The following is a 17,841-nucleotide window of genomic DNA, read 5'->3' on the forward strand; positions in this document are numbered from 1 at the left end:
CAAGCACAGTCCATAAGGCCAGAGCATGAGTATCCGTAATCTCGACAAGCTGTTCAAGCCGGCCTCGGTGGCCCTGATCGGCGCTTCCCGGCGCGAACACAGCCTGGGCGCCATCGCCCTGGGCAATCTGCTGCAGGGCGGCTTCCAGGGCGCCATCTATCCCGTCAATCCCAAGTACGATCAATTGCACGACCTGCGCTGCTATCACAAGCTGGGGCAACTGCCGAAGGCGCCGGACCTGGCCATCATCTGCACCCCGCCGGCCACCTTGCCGGTCCTGATACGCGACCTGGGCGCGATGGGCACGCGCGCGGCCATCGTCATGACAGCAGGCCTGGACAACGCCGAACACGGCAAGCAGCGCCATTTGATGCTGAAAGCGGCCAAGCCGCACCTGCTGCGCATCCTGGGGCCGAACAGCATGGGCCTGCTGGTGCCAAAAATTGGCCTGAACGCCAGTTTTACCCATCTCGGCGCGAGCGTCGGCAAGATCGCCTTTGTGTCGCAATCGGGGGCACTGGTGTCGGGCGTGCTGGACTGGGCGCATGCCCATGGCGTGGGCTTTTCGAAATTCATTTCCCTGGGCGGCAGCGCCGATATCGATTTCGGCGACCTGCTCGACTACCTGGCCGGCGACATCGATACGGCCGCCATCCTGCTGTACATGGAAGACATCCAGGCGGCGCGCAAATTCATGTCGGCCGCGCGCGCGGCGGCGCGCAGCAAGCCCGTGATTGTGCTGAAAGCGGGGCGCGAAGCGGCAGGCGCGGCGATGGCGGCCTGGCATACGGGCGCGCTGGCGGGATCGGACGCCGTGTACGACGCGGCGATACGCCGCGCCGGCATGCTGCGCGTGTATTCGGCCGAGGAGTTGTTCGACGCGGTCGAGACGCTGACGCATATCCGCGCCCAGCGCGGCGAACGCCTGGCGATACTGTGCAATGGCGGCGGGCTGGGCGTGATGGCCACCGATGCGCTGGTGGGCAGCGGCGGCAAGCTGGCCGAGCTGTCGCCCGAAACCGTGATCGCACTGGAAAAAGCCCTGCCGCCCGGCTGGTCGCACGACAACCCGGTTGGCCTGGCCGGCGACGCGCCGGTGCAGCGCTACGTCGATGCCATCAAGCCCCTGCTGTCCGAGCCTGAGGCGGACGCCATGCTGCTGCTGCATGCACCGACCGCCATGGTGTCCTCGGTGGAGATCGCCGAAGCCGTGACGCCGCTGATCAAGGCCACCTCACGCACGGTGCTGTCGTGCATGCTGGGCGGCACCATGGTAGCGCCGGCGCGCCAGGTGTTCAACCGCGCCGGCATTCCCACCTACGATACGCCCGAAAAAGCCGTGCATGGCTTTATGCAGATCGTGCAGTACCGGCGCAACCAGGACACCTTGATGGAGGTGCCGGCGCAGTTGCCGCAGTCAAACACGCCGCGCCGCGCGCGCGTGCGTGAAATCGTCGCGCAGGCGCTGGCCGCCGGCCAGACGGTGCTGGGCGAATGCAGGTCAAAAGAGATCCTGGCCGCCTACGGCATCCCGGTGGCAATTACCCGCATGGCAGCCGACGTGGAAGAGGCGCTGGCGGTGGCGCTTGACATCGGCTACCCGGTGGCGCTGAAAATCCATTCGCCCGATATTGCGCATAAATCCGATGTCGGCGGCGTGGCGCTGGACCTCGACAATCCGACCATCTTGCGTACGGCGGCCGCGGCGATGGAAAAGCGCGTGCGCAAGATGCGACCCGACGCGCTGATCGACGGTTTCACGGTGCAGCAGATGGCGCGCCGGCCGCAGTCGCATGAGCTGATAGTCGGCGTGACCACTGACAGCGCCTTCGGCCCCGTGATCCTGGTGGGGCAGGGCGGCATTTCGGTGGAAGTGACGGCCGACCACGCGATCGGCCTGCCGCCGCTGAACATGGTGCTGGCGCGCGACATGCTCTCGCGCACGCGGGTGTCGAAACTGCTGGCCGGCTACCGCAACCAGCCGGCCGCCAATATCGACGCCATCTGCTATGCGCTGATACAGGTGGCAGAACTAGTGGCCGATATCGGCGAACTGGCCGAACTGGACATCAACCCGCTGGTAGCCGATGCCGACGGCGTGATCGCGCTCGACGCGCGCATCCGCCTGCAACCAGGCCAAAGCGCCGACCGCCTGGCGATCCGGCCGTATCCGCAGGAGCTGGAAGAAGAGGTGACGTGGATGGGCCAGTCCATCGTGCTGCGCCCGATCCGCCCCGAGGACGCGCTGCATCATATCGACCTGTTCAATGCGCTCGACCCGGACGACGTGCGGCTGCGCTTTTTCACCTCGATGCGCGAATTGCCGCTGTCGCAGCTGGCGCGCCTGACGCAGATCGATTACGACCGCGCGATGGCCTTTATCGCCACCCATGTGCGGTCGGACGGCGAACGGGAAACCCTGGGCGTGGTACGCGCGGTGGCCGACCCGGACAATATCACCGCCGACTTCGCGATTGCCGTGCGCTCGAAACTGAAAGCGCAGGGCCTGGGCCATATCCTGTTTGCAAAGCTGGTCGACTACTTCCGCAGCCGCGGCACCGAGGAACTGGTGGGCGAGGCGATGGCGCGCAACAAGGGCATGCAAAGGCTGGTGAAAAGCTTTGGCGGCACCGTCACGCCATCGGAAGAGCCTGGCGTGGTGGACCTGCATATCAGCTTGCGCACGCCAACCTGACGGTTGGCCGGCTAGACCGGGCCTGCGCCAGTTTTGTGCAGGATCAAGCCTGAGAGTGTCGGCAATCCTTACACTTTTACTTTCAGCCTGCGTCATCGAGCGCATAGCGGTAGTGAGAGGAGTGAGTGCATGCTAACAGCTACATATGCTTTGGTATCCCTGTCGGTCGAGCAGGCCAGCATCCGCGTCAGCCTGCTGACGTTCCAGCAATATATGCATGCGCAGTTGCGCCAGCAGCGCCAGTTGACGCTGGCACACCTCGATTATGCGGGCGACTGGCTGAACCGCGTGTATCAGTTCAGCTACTGGCGCAAGGTCGACCAGTATCTGCTTCCCGCGATACGCCAGGCCACGCCGCATGCCGATGGCCTGCTGGCGGAACTTGACCGGCTCAACCATGCCGCGCTGGAAAGCGTCAGCCTGGTACGGCGGCGCGCCATGGCGGCCGGCTATGACTCGGAGCAACTGGAACAGCTGGGCGCGGCCATCGACAGCTTCTGCGCCGCCCTGATGGCGCGGCTCGAGATGGACGAGCGCGTACTGTTCGCGCTGGCGCGCCGGGTGATCGCCGGCGAGGCCTGGTTTGCCATCGCCCACCAGTTCCTGGCCCATGATGCGCGGCTGGCAGAGAATCGCCGCAGCAAGGCGCGCGTGCTGCCCTTTGTGCCGCCAGCCGCGCTTGCCCCTGCTGCCCATGCACCTGCAGTGGCCGCTAACTCCAGTATGCAGGAGGGGGCGGTGCTGGCGCTGCACCATGTTGCATGAGGCGGACATCGGGATGGATGCAATGAAAAAAATCTAAAGTTAATTTTTTAATAATTACTTCATTGCTGTCTGATGCAATACCCCCGGCTTTGTTATGATGGTGTTTTTGATCCACGCGAAACCCGTCATGTTCGAATTTCTCTTCAAGCGTACTGCCAGCAAGGCCAGCAAGGCCGGCAAAACCACCGCACCGTCTCCTGTGGTGGCAGAGCAGGCCGCAGCCACGGCGCAGAGCGCATCGCGCCGCGCCGAACAGGTGGCGCGCGCGCATGCCCTGGCCGGCGATGAAGCGGCCGCCTTTGAATTCATTATTGCCAGTGAATTTGCCGAAGCCCGCCTGATCGCGGCCGAACATGTGCACGCGTTGCCGCTGCTGGAAAAAGTCCACCAGGCCATGCGCAACACCGACCGCCGCGTCGCCAAGCTGGTGCAGGGCCGCATCGACCTGCTGCGCCACCAGGCGGCCGAGGCGCAGCGCGCCCTGGCCGGCATCGCCACCGCGCAGCGTTTGCTGAACGATGAAAAACTCAGCCCCAACCAGGTAGCCGAGCTGGACCGCCAATGGCAAGTCATCAAGGCGACACCGGAACTGGCTGAACAATTCACCAGCGTGCGCGCCGGCCTGGCAGCGCGCCTGGAAGCGCAAGTGGCGCTGCAGCGCGCCGTGATCGACGCGGTCGCTGCTGCCCGCAAGCTGGCCGCCGGCGGCCAGTCGGCGCAAGCGTCGACGCAAAAGCTGGCGCAAGCGCTGGCATTGCTCGATGCCGCGCATGCGCAGCATATGCAGTCGCCCGAGTGCGCTTCGCTGCCGAAACACCTCGCTTCGGACTTCGCCCAGGCGCGCGAGCAGGCGCAGTCAGCCTTGCAGGCGCTGCAGCAGCACCAGGCCGTGTTCGACGCGCGCCAGGCGGCGCTGGCCGAATGGCAGGCGCAGGATGGCGCCACACTGGACGCGGATGCGCTCAGGCGTAGCTGGCAAGCACTGCCGCGCCTGCCTGTATCGCCTTTGAGCGACAGCTTGCAGAAGCAATTTCAGGCGCTGCTGGCCAGCGCGCCGGCCCCTTTGGCGCCTGACGTTCCAGCCGCTACGGAAGCTGCCGAATCAGGTTCGAACATGCGCAAGCCGCGCCATGAAGCCGCCGCGGCGTCAAAGGAAACCACCGAACAATTTTTCAAGGCCCTCGACGCCATGGAAGCGGCGCTGGCCGAAGGCCTGCTGCAGGTGGCCTCCGAACACGATAAAACCCTGCGCGACAGCAAGCATGGCCGCTTGACGCCGGCCCAGGCCGACCGCCTTGCCCATGTGCGCGGCGAGTTCAAGCGCCTGGCCGACTGGGCGCGCTGGGGCGGCAATGTCTCGCGCGAGGAATTGGTCAAGGCCGGCGAAGAATTGCCGGCGCAAGCGTTGCCTATGAGCGAGTTGGCGAAAAAGGTCGGCAGCCTGCGCGAGCGCTGGAAGTCGCTCGACACCTTGTCCGGCCCGGCACCGAAATCACTGTGGGAGCGTTTCGACGCCGCCTGCACGGTGGCCTATGCGCCGGCGGCGCTGCATTTCAAGCAACTGGCCGAAGAGCGCCACGGCAACGCTGCCAGGGCTCAGGAACTGATACTGGAGGCGAGCCACCTGGCCGCCCAGGAAAGCACTGACTGGAAGCAGGTCGCTTCCAGCTCGCAGCGCCTGCGCCAGGCCTGGACGCGCCTGGGTACCATCGACCGCAAGGAAAAGAAACGCCTGGATGTCGAATTCGGCGAGGCGCTGGACGCCCTGGCCAAGCCGCTGGAAACCCAGCGGCTGATCGAAACGGCGCGCCGCGAACAGCTGATCGTCGAAGTGGGCCTGCTGAAACCGTCCGAACGCAATACGGTCGACATGCTCAAGGCCCTGCAGGACAAATGGCAGGAGCTGGCCAAGGCGCTGCCGCTGGAGCGCCGCGCCGAACAAGCCCTGTGGCAGCGTTTCCGCGCCGCCTGCGACGATATATTTGCCAGGCGCAAGGAAACCGCCCATGCGGCCGACCATGAGCGGCGCGAACATCTGCAGGCGCGCGCAGCGCTGTGCGAAAAGCTGGAAACGGCCGTGGTACCCGAAGGCGACGACAAGCAGCGTACTGCTTTTATCCATCAGCTGCTGCGCGACACGCGCACCGCCTGGAACAGCACTGGGCCGGTGCCGCGCGCCAGCGAAGAGAGAATTGAGCAGCGCTACCAGATGGCGGTCGCCTCGCTGCAGGCGCAGGCCGACGCCATCGCCCAGCGTGCGGGCGCCGCGCAAGCGAACGCCATGCGCGACAAGCTGCGCCTGGTGCAGGCGCTGGAACTGGAGCTGGCCGACGCTGGTGCCACCGACGCGCAGGCCTGGACCGAACGCTGGAGCGCCTTGCCGCCGCTGGACGCGCAATACGAACGCAGCTTGCAGACGCGCTTTGCCGCCGCGCTCGCTGCCATCGGTGACGGCAGCGCTGCGTATGTGGCCAAGTTGCACGCGAACCAGCCACGTTTGCTGGAAGAAGTGCTGCGCCTGGAAATCGTTGCCGGTGTCGACAGCGGCGCCGAGTATGCGCGCGATCGCCTGAAAATGCAGGTCGAAGTGCTGCAGTCGTCGCTGAAATCGGGCCAGCAGCCTTTGAGTCAGGCTACGCAGCTGATGCAGCTGTGCGCGATCGCCGCGCTGACCGATGCCCGCACGGCCAGCCGCATCGAGGCGCTGCTGCGCCGCATCGGCGGTGCGCAATGAGTATCAGCGTGCGCATCCAGGAAGCCGATTTTGACTTGAGTCAAGAGATCGCACAATTGCGTGCGCACGATCCGAAGGTGGGCGCGGTGGTGGGGTTTGTCGGCACCGTGCGCGACATGAATGAGGGGCTGGACGTGGCCTCGATGGAACTTGAACACTATCCGGGCATGACGGAAAAGTCGATCGAGGCCATCGTCGCGCAGGCTGCAGCACGCTGGCCGCTGGCAGGCAGCGTGGTGATCCACCGTGTAGGGCCTTTGAGGCCGCAGGAGCAGATCGTGTTGGTGGCGGTATCGTCCGCCCATCGCGGCGAGGCGTTTGCCGCCTGCGAATTCATTATCGACTACCTGAAAACCGAAGCGCCATTCTGGAAAAAAGAAGCCACGCCGCAAGGCGCGCGCTGGGTCGATGCACGCGTGACCGATGAAACGGCGCTGGACAAGTGGCGCAGCTTGTAAAACGGCCTCCCAGGTCAAGATTGCCGTAGACGCTGGCGCAGCGCCACGGCATTATTTTGTTGCAATGTGTATGCTTGAAAAGTTCTGCCTTACCCCAATTTGATTCACAACGAATTAACCGGGAGCACTTTTCATCATGCGACAAGATAAACTCACCACCAAACTGCAAGAAGCCCTGGCCGACGCGCAGAGCCTGGCCGTCGGCAACGACAATCCGTATATCGAACCGGTGCATCTGCTGACCAGCCTGCTGAACCAGGACGACGGCGGCGCGCGCTCGCTGTTGCAGCGCGCCGGCGCGAATGTTGGCGGCCTGTCCAAAGCGCTGACCTCCTCGCTCGAACGCCTGCCGAAAGTCTCGGGCACAGACGGCAATGTGCAGATCAGCCGCGAATTTGCGGCGCTGCTCAACTTGGCCGACAAGGAAGCGCAAAAGGCTGGCGACCAGTTCATTTCAAGCGAAATGGTGCTGCTGGCGATGGCTGACGACAAGTCCGATGCGGGCAAGCTTGCGCGCGAAAACGGCTTGAGCCGCAAGTCGCTGGAATCGGCCATCGAAGCCGTACGCGGCGGCAATAAAGTCGACTCGCAGGAAGCCGAAGGCCAGCGTGAGGCGTTGAAAAAATACACGCTGGACCTGACCGAGCGCGCCCGCAAGGGTAAACTCGATCCGGTGATCGGTCGCGACGACGAGATTCGCCGCACCATCCAGATTTTGCAACGCCGCACCAAGAATAACCCGGTGCTGATCGGCGAGCCCGGTGTCGGCAAGACGGCCATCGTCGAAGGCCTGGCGCAGCGCATCGTCAATGGCGAGGTGCCCGAGTCGCTCAAAGGCAAGCGCGTACTGTCGCTCGACATGGCGGCCCTGCTGGCTGGCGCCAAATACCGTGGCGAATTCGAGGAACGGCTTAAATCGGTGCTGAAGGAACTGGCGATGGATGAAGGCCAGAGCATCGTCTTTATCGACGAGATGCACACCATGGTTGGCGCCGGCAAGGCTGAAGGCGCGATGGACGCCGGCAATATGCTCAAACCCGCGCTGGCGCGTGGCGAGCTGCACTGCGTGGGCGCCACCACCCTCGACGAGTACCGCAAATATATCGAAAAAGACGCCGCGCTCGAGCGCCGCTTCCAGAAGGTACTGGTCGACGAGCCGACGGTGGAGGCAACGATTGCGATTTTGCGCGGCCTGCAGGACAAATACGCGCTGCACCACAAGGTGGAGATTACCGACGCGGCAATTATCGCAGCGGCCGAATTGTCGCACCGCTATATCACCGATCGTTTCCTGCCCGACAAGGCGATCGACCTGATCGACGAGGCGGCGGCCAAGATCAAGATCGAGATCGACTCCAAGCCGGAAGTGATGGACCGCCTGGAACGCCGTTTGATCCAGCTGAAAATCGAGAAAGAAGCCGTCAAGAAAGAGAAGGACGAGGCGTCCTTGCGCCGCCTGGGCCTGATCGACGAAGAGATTCTCAAGCTGCAGCGCGAATATAACGACTTCGAGGAAATCCTGAAGGCGGAAAAAGCCGTGGTGCAGGGCAGCACGCATATCAAGGAAGAGATCGAACAGGTCAGGCTGCAGATGGAGCAGGCCACGCGCGAGAGCAACTGGCAGAAGGTGTCGGAGCTGCAGTATGGCAAGCTGCCGCAACTCGAAGCCCAACTCAAGCAGGCCGATAGCGGGCTGGCGAATGTGCCGTCCGACCAGCCCAAGCTGCTGCGCACCCAGGTGGGCGCCGAAGAGATCGCCGAAGTGGTGTCGCGCGCAACCGGCATCCCCGTGTCGCGCATGATGCAGGGCGAACGCGACAAGCTTCTGCATATCGAAGAGAAGCTGCACGAGCGCGTGGTGGGCCAGGATGAAGCGATCACGGCCGTGGCCGACGCGATCCGCCGCTCGCGCGCGGGCCTGTCGGACCCGAACCGTCCGTATGGCTCGTTCATGTTTTTGGGGCCGACGGGCGTCGGCAAGACCGAGCTGAGCAAGGCCTTGGCGACTTTCCTGTTCGATACGGAAGAATCGATGATACGCATCGACATGAGCGAATTCATGGAGAAGCACTCGGTGGCCCGCCTGATCGGCGCGCCGCCCGGCTATGTAGGCTACGACGAGGGCGGCTACCTGACCGAAGCCGTGCGCCGCAAACCGTACAGCGTGATCCTGCTCGACGAAGTGGAAAAGGCCCATGCCGACGTCTTCAACGTGCTGCTGCAGGTGCTGGACGACGGCCGCATGACGGACGGCCAGGGCCGCACGGTGGACTTCAAGAATACCGTCATCATCATGACCTCGAACCTGGGTTCGCACAAAATCCAGGCGATGGAAAGCGATGACCCCGGCGTGGTGAAACTGGCGGTGATGGCCGAGGTGCGTTCGCACTTCCGTCCCGAGTTCGTCAACCGTATCGATGAGATCGTGGTGTTCCATGGCCTGGACGAGAAAAATATCGGCGCGATCGCCAAGATTCAGCTGAAGATCCTCGAAGAACGCCTGGCGCGCATGGACATGGGCCTGTCGATCAGCGATGCCGCGCTGCAGAAGATCGCCGAGGCAGGCTACGATCCGGTGTATGGCGCACGGCCGCTGAAGCGGGCGATCCAGCAGCAGATCGAAAATCCGCTGTCGAAACTGATACTCGAAGGCCGTTTTGGTCCGAAGGACGAGATCCGTGTCGATGCCCAGGCCGGCAACCTGGTGTTTGCCGGCACGCAGGTGGGCCACGACAAGGTGTAATCTTTCTTGCAGTAAAGGCGAGGGCGCGATCAGGCTGGACCTGAGCGCGCCCTTGTTGCTATCATCAACGATATTTTTCGATGACTCTGGAGGTTGGGATATGGCAAGCAAATGGCAGGCAGGGCGACGCATCGTACTTGGAATGAGCCTGGCGGCGGCCGTGCTGGCGGCGCCTGCGCATGCGCAGGAAGAAAAAGTGCTGAATATCTACAACTGGTCGGACTATATCGGCGACGAGACGATCAAGAATTTTGAGAAGGAAACCGGCATCAAGGTACGCTATGATGTTTTCGATAACAACGAAATCCTTAACGCGAAACTGGTCGCCGGCAAGTCGGGCTATGACATCGTGGTGCCGACGGCCCAGTGGGCACGGCTGCAGATCGATGCAGGTCTGCTGCGCAAACTCGACAAGAGCAAGCTGAACAACATCGGCAACCTGGACGCCAATCTGCAGGCCAAGCTGGCCAAGATCGATCCGAACAATGACTACCTGGTCGACTGGCTGTGGGGCTATACCACGGTGGGCATCAACGTCAACAAGGTCAAGGCCGCGCTCGGTACCATGCCGATGCCGGAAAACGCCTGGGACCTGATTTTTGACCCCAAATATGTGTCGAAGCTGAAATCGTGCGGCGTCTCTTTTCTCGACTCGCCCTCCGAAGTGCTGCCGGCCGCGCTGCAATACCTGAACAAGCCTGCGTATTCGAAAACGGCGGCCGACTACCAGGAAGCGGGCAAGGTGCTGCAGGCGATCCGTCCGTACGTAACCCTGTTCAGCTCGTCGGGCTATATCAATGACATGGCCAACGGTTCCGTCTGCGTGGCGCTGGGCTGGTCGGGCGACATCAATATTGCGCGCCAGCGTGCCATTGACGCCAAGAACGGCAATGTGATCCAGGTGCTGGTGCCGAAAACGGCGGCGCTGATGTTCGACACCATGGCCATTCCTGCCGACGCGCCGCATCCGAACAATGCGCACGCCTTTATTAACTACATCCTGCGTCCGCAAGTGCATGCCAGCCTGACCAACAAGGTGTTCTATGCCAACCCGAACGTGCCGAGCCTGAAGTATGTGCGCAAGGACATTGCCGAGAACAAGGCCATCTTCCTGCCGGACGCCGACAAGCAGCGCATGGCTGCGCCTGAGCCGATCTCGGCCGATATTCGCCGCCTGATGACGCGGATTTATACCAAGTTCAAGACCGGGGTGTAAAAAAGCGATGGCGCGAGGGGCGAAGTATTCGCCACTGGCGCCATTGATGAGCCCAAGGCCTGAGGGCCAGGAGCTGGGGTGCGCTACTCGTGATAGCGGTCCATCAGTTTATGGTGGCTGCCGCGCGTTTCTGCTATCAGTTCGAAGGCGACAAAGCCGACGATGGCGGCAAAGATGGCGATAAAGAGAAACACAAGAAAGGTCAACATGGTGTTTCAGCCGCCGTTGGACGGCTGTCCGCTGGGTTGCTCAATGCGCCGCAGCAGTGCCACGGCGCGTAGTTGATGCAATTAAACTCTAGCAGATAGTCGCCACTTTACAAGCGACCGGTGCAATGGCATTGCACCGGTTTTGACCTTTACTTCACCACCAGGTCGTGCGCCATTACCGCCTTCAGATAAACGCTCTGGGCATCACCGGGTTCGCGCTGGGAAAACCACCAGGCGCTGGCCTTGCGCATGTCCCAATCCTGCGCTTCACCGGTCAGCAACAGTGCAGCCGCCTGGCCCAGGGTCGGCTGGTGGCCGACGATCAGCACGGTTTCCTTGTTTCCTGGCCAGTTGGCCGCCTTCAGGATATCTTCCGCTTCGGCGCCGGGCGCCAGTTCCGGCATCAGCTTGAACTTGCGGCCCAGCGCCTCGGCCGTTTGCAAGGTGCGCACGGCCGGGCTGACGAGGATGCGGCAATTGTCTGGCAACTGCGAACCGAGCCATTCGGCCATGCGGCGTGCCTGTTTCTGCCCTTTGACGGTCAGGGCACGTTCCAGGTCGGGCACGCCCGGTTCGGCTTCGGCATGGCGCCACAAGATAAGATCCATGATGGTTTTCTCCTGATAGTAACTGTGGCTGTCGGCGGGCTTACTCGCCCACGTCCGGCGCGGGCGTGCCCAGGTTGTGCATCAGATATTGCTGGGCACTGAACGGCATCTGCTTGGCGCGCGGCTTGCGGCGCGTATAGTGGCCGCTCGATTCGAGTTCCCACGCATTCGTATTATCCTTCAGATACGGGTTCAGTCCTTCGGCAATCACGCGCCGTTTCAGGGCGCGGTCCAGTATCGGGAACGCCACTTCCACGCGGCGGAACAGGTTTCGGCTCATCCAGTCGGCGCTGGCCAGGTAGACATCGTGTGCCAGGTCGTTGCGGAAGTAATAGATGCGGCTGTGTTCCAGGAAGCGGCCGATCACCGAGCGCACCTTGATGTTTTCGGACAGGCCAGGTACGCCCGGTTTCAGGGTGCAGGCGCCGCGTACGATCAGGTCGATCTTCACGCCGTCGGTCGAGGCCGCATACAGCGCGCGTATCACCGATTCGTCCACCAGCGCATTGATCTTGACGATAATGCGGCCACGGCGGCCCGAACGGGCGATCTTGGCTTCGTTGCGGATGGCCTTGATGATCTCGCTTTGCAGACCGAACGGCGCCAGCCACAAGTGGTTCAGGTTATGCGGCTTGGTCAGGCTGGTCAGGTGGATAAACACTTCGTTCACTTCCACCGCCAGGTCCTGCTTGGCCGTCAGCAAGCCGAAATCCGTGTACAGCTTGGTGGTGGTCGGGTGGTAGTTGCCGGTGCCCAGGTGGGCATAGAAGCGCAGCGCGCCTTCTTCGCGGCGGATGACCAGCGCCACCTTGGCATGCGTCTTCAAACCAACCACGCCGTAGACCACCTGCGCACCGGCCTGTTCCAGCTTGTCGGCCCAGTTGATATTGGCTTCCTCGTCGAAGCGCGCCATCAGCTCGACGATGACGGTCACTTCCTTGCCCAGCTTGGCGGCCGTGATCAAGGACTCCATCAGGTCCGAATTCATGCCGGTGCGGTAAATCGTCTGCTTGATGGCGACGACGCTCGGGTCATAGGCGGCGCTGCGGATAAAGTCGATGACGGTCTGGAACGACTGGTAGGGGTGATGCAGCAGGATATCGTGCTTGTGCAGGGCGGCAAAGATATCGTTGCCGATGCCCTTGTGCGCCTGGCCCGGGAAAAACGGCGCGAAGCGCAAGGCCGGCTGTTTGACGTGGTCGATCATTTCCGACAGGCGCACCAGGTTGACGGGGCCATTGACCCGGTACAAGCGGCTCTGGTCGAGGCTGAACTGGTCGAGCAGGAATTGCGACAATTCTTGCGGGCAGTTGTGCGCCACTTCCAGCCGGACCGAGGTACCGAACTGGCGGCCGACGAGCTCGCCCTTCAGGGCCTGGCGCAGATTCTTGACTTCGTCCTCGTCGACCCACAGGTCGCTGTCGCGCGTGACGCGGAACTGTGAATAGGCGATCACCTCGCGCCCGGCGAACAGGTCCGAGATATGCGCGTGGATCACCGACGACAACAGGCAGAACGATACGCCGTCCGAGATGTCATCGGGCAGCTTGATCACGCGCGGCAAGACACGCGGCGCCTTGACGATGGCAATCGCCGTGCCACGGCCAAACGCATCCTTGCCGCTCAGCGAGACGATGAAATTGAGACTCTTGTTTACTACTTGTGGAAACGGATGGGCCGGGTCCAGGCCGATCGGCGTCAGCAGGGGGCGCACTTCCCGGTCGAAATAATCCTTGACCCAGGCGCGTTGCGCCTCGTTGCGGTCCTGGTCGCGCAGCAGGTGTACGCCCGCCGTGCGCAAAGCCGGCAACACGTCATTATTGAGGATCTCGTATTGCTGTTCTACCAGCGCATGGCATTCCTTGTCGATACGCTTCAGGTTGGCGACCAGGGCAGGGTGGCCGGCCAGCGTGCTGCCGATGCTGCCAGCTGCCAGCAGGCTCGCCACGCGCACTTCGAAGAACTCATCCATGTTGCTGCTGACAATGCACAGATAGCGCAGGCGTTCGAGCAGGGGAATATTCGGATCTTCGGCCTGCGCCATAACGCGCCGGTTGAAGGTCAGTTGCGACAATTCCCGGTCAAGCAGGGTGCCCGATTTGGTCACTTCCGTGTGCAGTTCAGGTTTCATATTCTTCTAACTTTGCAGATAGTTAATTCTAGCCGTATTCGGGCGCGTGGACATGCATAGACGTGCCCGAAGTGTAATCATGAAATATGACGCGCTGGTGACAAAGCATGTCATAAATGGCGGTTCCGGCTGTCATGAAGGCCATGCAAAACTGCAGTTTGCGGGGCGTAGGCAAATATTTCAACTAATTTTTGGCATGTCATAAACCTGTCATATTCGCTTGCTAGACTGCACAGCATTCACCGGGGCATAAGGCCCCAACAACCTTGTAATAACCTGAGGACTTGATATGCAAATGAAGCAAATGTTCAAATTTATCGTCGTGGGTGCTTCGGCAGCGATGGCATTTTCTTCCGCTTCCGTCATGGCGGCAGATATGACAGGTGCTGGTGCAACCTTCCCGTACCCGATCTACGCCAAATGGGCCGAGACCTACAAAGCCAGTACCGGCAACGGCCTGAACTATCAATCCGTGGGTTCCGGCGCAGGCATCAAGCAAATCAAGGCCAAGACGGTTGAATTCGGCGCGTCCGACATGCCATTGAAAGCAGAAGAGCTGGAAGAAGCCGGCCTGATGCAGTTCCCGGCCATCATGGGCGGCGTGGTCACCATCGTCAACCTGGACGGCGTGAAACCTGGCCAGCTGAAAATGACCGGCAAGGTTGTTGCCGACATCTACCTGGGCAAGATCACCAAATGGAGCGCGCCGGAAATCGCTGCGCTGAACAGCGGCGTCAAGCTGCCGGATACCGAAATCACCGTGGTGCACCGCGCCGACGGTTCGGGCACGTCCTTCCTGTTCACCGACTTCCTGTCGAAAACCAATCCGGAATTCAAATCGAAAATCGGTGCTGGCACGGCCGTGAAATGGGCAGTGGGCGTGGGCGGCAAGGGTAACGAAGGCGTCGCCGCCAATGTGCAGCGTATCAAGGGCGCCATCGGCTACGTCGAGTGGGCGTATGCCAAGAAAAACAATATGTCGCACACCCAGCTGCAAAACAAGGACGGCAACTTCCTGCAGCCTGACGACGAAAACTTCAAGGCAGCTGCTGCCTCGGCACCATGGACCCAGACCCCAGGCTTCGGCGTGGTACTGACCGACCAAGCTGGCAAGAACAGCTGGCCGATCACCGGCGTGTCGTTCATCCTGATGCACAAAGTGCAAGCCGATGCCGCCAAGGCCAAGGAAGTGCTGAAGTTCTTCGACTGGGCCTACAAAAACGGTGGCCCCGCTGCCGTGGAACTGGACTACGTGCCGATGCCGGCATCGGTCGTGAAACTGGTGCAGGAATCGTGGAAAGCCAACCTGAAAGATGCATCGGGCAAAGCGATCTACTAATCAGACAGCTTTAACCTAAAGTCCCTTCCTTGCTACGCCGCGCCCTGCGGCGCAGCAGGGAGTTAGCCAGGGCCGCCCGCCTCCACGGCAGGCGCTCCCGGCTAAACGAGTCAAAACAGTCATCGAGCTGTACCGTCAGTACCACCACACTTGGCCCCATATGAGCGCACAATCTACCTCTTCCACGATCCCCATGTCAGGCGGCAGCATGACCGAGTCCATCAGTCACACAGCAATGATGTCGGTGATGCGCAAGCAGCGCATCCAGGACTTTTTATTCCACAAGGTGACGATGCTGTTCGCCATGTCGGTACTGGTGGTGCTGGTTGGCATCATCATTTCGCTGATCCTCGAATCCATACCGGCCTTCAAGACCTTCGGCCTGCACTTTATCGTGTCGGCCGAATGGGACCCGGTCAATGACCAGTACGGCGCCCTGATACCCATCATTGGTACTTTGGTGACCTCCGTGATTGCCTTGCTGATCGCCTTTCCCGTCAGCTTCGGCATCGCCCTGTTCCTGACGGAAATCTGCCCGGCCTGGCTGCGCCGCCCGCTGGGCACGGCCGTCGAGCTGCTGGCCGGCGTGCCATCGATTATCTATGGCATCTGGGGCCTGTTCGTGTTCGCCCCCTTGTTTGCCGACCACGTACAGCCGGTGCTCAAAGCCACGCTGGGCAATCTGCCGATCATCGGTTCGCTGTTCAGCGGCCCGATGATGGGCATCGGCCTGCTGACGGCCGGCCTGGTGCTGGCCATCATGATTATCCCGTTCATCGCGTCGGTCATGCGCGACGTGTTCGAGATCGTGCCGGCCGTATTGAAGGAATCGGCCTATGGCCTCGGTTGCACGCGTTGGGAAGTGGTGCGCAAGATCGTGCTGCCTTACACCAAGACCGGCGTGGTCGGCGGCGTCATGCTGGGCCTGGGCCGTGCACTGGGCGAGACCATGGCCGTCACCTTCGTGATCGGTAACGCCAACAAGCTGTCGTGGTCGCTGTTTGCCGCCGGTAACAGCATCACCTCCTTGCTGGCCAATGAATTCGGCGAAGCACAATCGGCACTGCATGTGTCGTCGCTGTTCTCGCTGGCACTGATCCTGTTTGTCATCACCTTTATCGTCCTGTCCGCCGCCAAGCTGATGCTGGCCGGCATGTCCCGCAAAGAAGGCACAAAATGAGCCAAGTTAGCACTCTCGACGTACCGGCCAAGCCGGCCATGAACCCGGTCTACCGCAAGCGCCTGCTGATGCACCGCGTCGGCATCGCCCTGTCGGTGGCCGCCATGGTCCTGGGCCTGACGGTGCTGGTATGGATACTGATCACCCTCATAATCAAGGGTTTCGGCGCACTGTCGATCGACATGTTCACCAATACCACGCCGGCTCCCGGCAGCGAAGGTGGCGGCCTGATCAATGCCATCGTAGGCAGCGGCCTGATGGTCGGCCTGGCAACCCTGGTCAGCACCCCGATCGGCATCTTTGCCGGCATCTACCTGGCCGAATACGGCGAAGAAAACAAGCTGGCGCAAGTGACGCGTTTCGTCACCGACATCATGCTGTCGGCGCCATCGATCGTCATCGGCCTGTTTGTCTACGCCTTGTATGTGGCGCATGTAAAACATTTCTCGGGTTACGCTGGCGCCATTGCGCTGTCGCTGATCGCCGTGCCGGTCGTTGTGCGCACCACCGACAATATGCTGCGCCTGGTGCCGAACAGCCTGCTCGAAGCTGCCTTTGCCCTCGGTGCGCCGCGCTGGAAGGTCGCTACCCTGGTACGCCTGCGTGCGGTAAAAGCCGGCGTGATCACTGGCGTGCTGCTGGCCCTGGCCCGTATCGCCGGCGAAACCGCGCCGCTGCTGTTCACGGCGCTGAACAACCAGTTCCAGAGCTTCAACATGAACGCGCCGATGGCCAACCTGCCGTCCGTGATTGCCTCGTTCGCCATGAGCCCGTACGACAACTGGCGCTCGCTGGCCTGGGGTGGCGCACTGTTGATCACCTTCAGCGTACTGGCCCTGAATATCCTGTCGCGTACCGTGTTCAGCCAAAAAGTCCCTAATTAATCTTGCAGCTCAAAAAGCAAAGCGAACTCATGAATACCCAATTGAATCCTGGCCAGGAACTGGCGCCAAAAAAGAAAACCATCGAGATTACGGGCCTGAACTTTTTTTACGGTAAGACCCAGAGCCTGCACAATGTCAATCTCGACATCCATGAAAAGAAGGTCACGGCCTTTATCGGCCCGTCGGGATGCGGCAAGTCGACCCTGCTGCGCACGCTGAACCGCATGTATGACCTGTATCCTGGCCAGCGCGCCGAAGGCTCGATCCTGTACCGCGGCCGCAATGTGCTCGACGCCGACCAGGACGTCAACATGCTGCGCGCCAAGGTCGGCATGGTGTTCCAGAAGCCGACGCCATTCCCGATGTCGGTCTACGACAATATCGCTTTCGGCGTGCGCCTGTATGAAGACCTGTCGAAAGGCGAGATGGACGAGCGCGTCGAATGGGCCCTGAAAAAGGCCGCGCTGTGGGGTGAAGTCAAGGACAAGCTGACCAAAAGCGGCCTGTCACTGTCGGGCGGCCAGCAGCAGCGTCTGTGCATCGCGCGCGGCGTGGCGGTGAAACCGGATGTGCTGCTGCTCGACGAGCCGACCTCGGCGCTGGACCCGATCTCGACCTCGAAGGTGGAAGAACTGATCAGCGAACTGAAACAGGACTACACGATCGCCATCGTGACCCATAATATGCAGCAGGCGGCGCGCTGCTCGGATTACACGGCCTATATGTATTTGGGCGAGCTGGTGGAATTCGGCGAGACGGACCAGATATTCATGAATCCTGCCCGCAAGGAAACCCAGGATTACATTACCGGCCGCTTCGGCTGAGTCGCCCCGCAAGCGGCATACCGGCATACCCCTACTGAACACGGAGACAGACAGC

The 17,841-nt window shown here is 61.6% G+C and carries 13 protein-coding genes; 10 read left to right on the plus strand and 3 right to left on the minus strand.

The features are described 5' to 3' along the window. Positions 1 to 25 precede the first annotated feature (25 nt). The 6 genes from ACQ4WM_RS17295 to ACQ4WM_RS17320 all read left to right on the plus strand — a co-directional run bounded on the left by ACQ4WM_RS17295 (position 26) and on the right by ACQ4WM_RS17320 (position 10,611). Positions 26 to 2,695, plus strand: coding sequence for a bifunctional acetate--CoA ligase family protein/GNAT family N-acetyltransferase (locus ACQ4WM_RS17295; RefSeq protein ID WP_436547898.1), 2,670 nt, complete (start codon positions 26 to 28; stop codon positions 2,693 to 2,695). A gap of 129 nt (positions 2,696 to 2,824) precedes the next feature. Continuing rightward, positions 2,825 to 3,460 (plus strand): hypothetical protein, encoded by a 636-nt coding sequence (locus ACQ4WM_RS17300; protein WP_436547899.1) that lies wholly within the window; start codon positions 2,825 to 2,827, stop codon positions 3,458 to 3,460. A 127-nt stretch (positions 3,461 to 3,587) separates the two neighbouring features. Beyond that, on the plus strand, positions 3,588 to 6,194 hold the full coding sequence (locus ACQ4WM_RS17305) for a DUF349 domain-containing protein (protein ID WP_436547900.1): 2,607 nt from the start codon (positions 3,588 to 3,590) through the stop codon (positions 6,192 to 6,194). Continuing rightward, positions 6,191 to 6,652, plus strand: coding sequence for a molybdopterin synthase catalytic subunit MoaE (gene moaE / locus ACQ4WM_RS17310; protein WP_436547901.1), 462 nt, complete (start codon positions 6,191 to 6,193; stop codon positions 6,650 to 6,652). Before ACQ4WM_RS17305 ends, moaE begins: the two co-directional genes overlap by 4 nt. Positions 6,653 to 6,788: 136 nt before the next feature. Beyond that, on the plus strand, positions 6,789 to 9,395 hold the full coding sequence (gene clpB / locus ACQ4WM_RS17315) for an ATP-dependent chaperone ClpB (RefSeq protein WP_436547902.1): 2,607 nt from the start codon (positions 6,789 to 6,791) through the stop codon (positions 9,393 to 9,395). A 100-nt stretch (positions 9,396 to 9,495) separates the two neighbouring features. Next, positions 9,496 to 10,611 carry a polyamine ABC transporter substrate-binding protein gene (locus tag ACQ4WM_RS17320; protein ID WP_436547903.1) on the plus strand — a complete coding sequence of 372 codons (1,116 nt, stop codon included), beginning with the start codon at positions 9,496 to 9,498 and terminating at the stop codon, positions 10,609 to 10,611. Between the two features lie 83 nt (positions 10,612 to 10,694). Here the strand turns inward: ACQ4WM_RS17320 and ACQ4WM_RS17325 are convergent, their stop codons facing one another. The 3 genes from ACQ4WM_RS17325 to ppk1 form a co-directional block, all read right to left on the minus strand. Beyond that, positions 10,695 to 10,820 (minus strand): hypothetical protein, encoded by a 126-nt coding sequence (locus tag ACQ4WM_RS17325; RefSeq protein ID WP_436547904.1) that lies wholly within the window; start codon positions 10,818 to 10,820, stop codon positions 10,695 to 10,697. Between the two features lie 149 nt (positions 10,821 to 10,969). Continuing rightward, positions 10,970 to 11,428 carry a phosphohistidine phosphatase SixA gene (gene sixA / locus ACQ4WM_RS17330; protein ID WP_436547905.1) on the minus strand — a complete coding sequence of 153 codons (459 nt, stop codon included), beginning with the start codon at positions 11,426 to 11,428 and terminating at the stop codon, positions 10,970 to 10,972. A gap of 40 nt (positions 11,429 to 11,468) precedes the next feature. Continuing rightward, a complete protein-coding gene (gene ppk1 / locus ACQ4WM_RS17335) occupies positions 11,469 to 13,559 on the minus strand; it encodes a polyphosphate kinase 1 (protein WP_436547906.1) in 2,091 nt (696 codons plus the stop codon). A gap of 304 nt (positions 13,560 to 13,863) precedes the next feature. Here ppk1 and pstS point away from each other — a divergent pair, with 304 nt between their 5' ends. From pstS to pstB, 4 genes are all read left to right on the plus strand, one after another. Further along, entirely contained in the window at positions 13,864 to 14,898 is a 1,035-nt protein-coding gene (pstS, locus tag ACQ4WM_RS17340) for a phosphate ABC transporter substrate-binding protein PstS (protein ID WP_436547907.1), read from the plus strand. A 208-nt stretch (positions 14,899 to 15,106) separates the two neighbouring features. Beyond that, entirely contained in the window at positions 15,107 to 16,078 is a 972-nt protein-coding gene (gene pstC, locus ACQ4WM_RS17345) for a phosphate ABC transporter permease subunit PstC (RefSeq protein WP_436547908.1), read from the plus strand. Beyond that, positions 16,075 to 16,962 (plus strand): phosphate ABC transporter permease PstA, encoded by an 888-nt coding sequence (pstA, locus tag ACQ4WM_RS17350; RefSeq protein WP_436547909.1) that lies wholly within the window; start codon positions 16,075 to 16,077, stop codon positions 16,960 to 16,962. The genes pstC and pstA overlap by 4 nt, the downstream gene beginning before the upstream one ends. Positions 16,963 to 16,991: 29 nt before the next feature. Continuing rightward, entirely contained in the window at positions 16,992 to 17,786 is a 795-nt protein-coding gene (gene pstB, locus ACQ4WM_RS17355) for a phosphate ABC transporter ATP-binding protein PstB (protein WP_436547910.1), read from the plus strand. The last annotated feature ends 55 nt before the right edge of the window (positions 17,787 to 17,841 follow it).

The sequence above is a fragment of the Janthinobacterium longum genome (assembly GCF_051380735.1).
Taxonomy (GTDB): domain Bacteria; phylum Pseudomonadota; class Gammaproteobacteria; order Burkholderiales; family Burkholderiaceae_D; genus Janthinobacterium.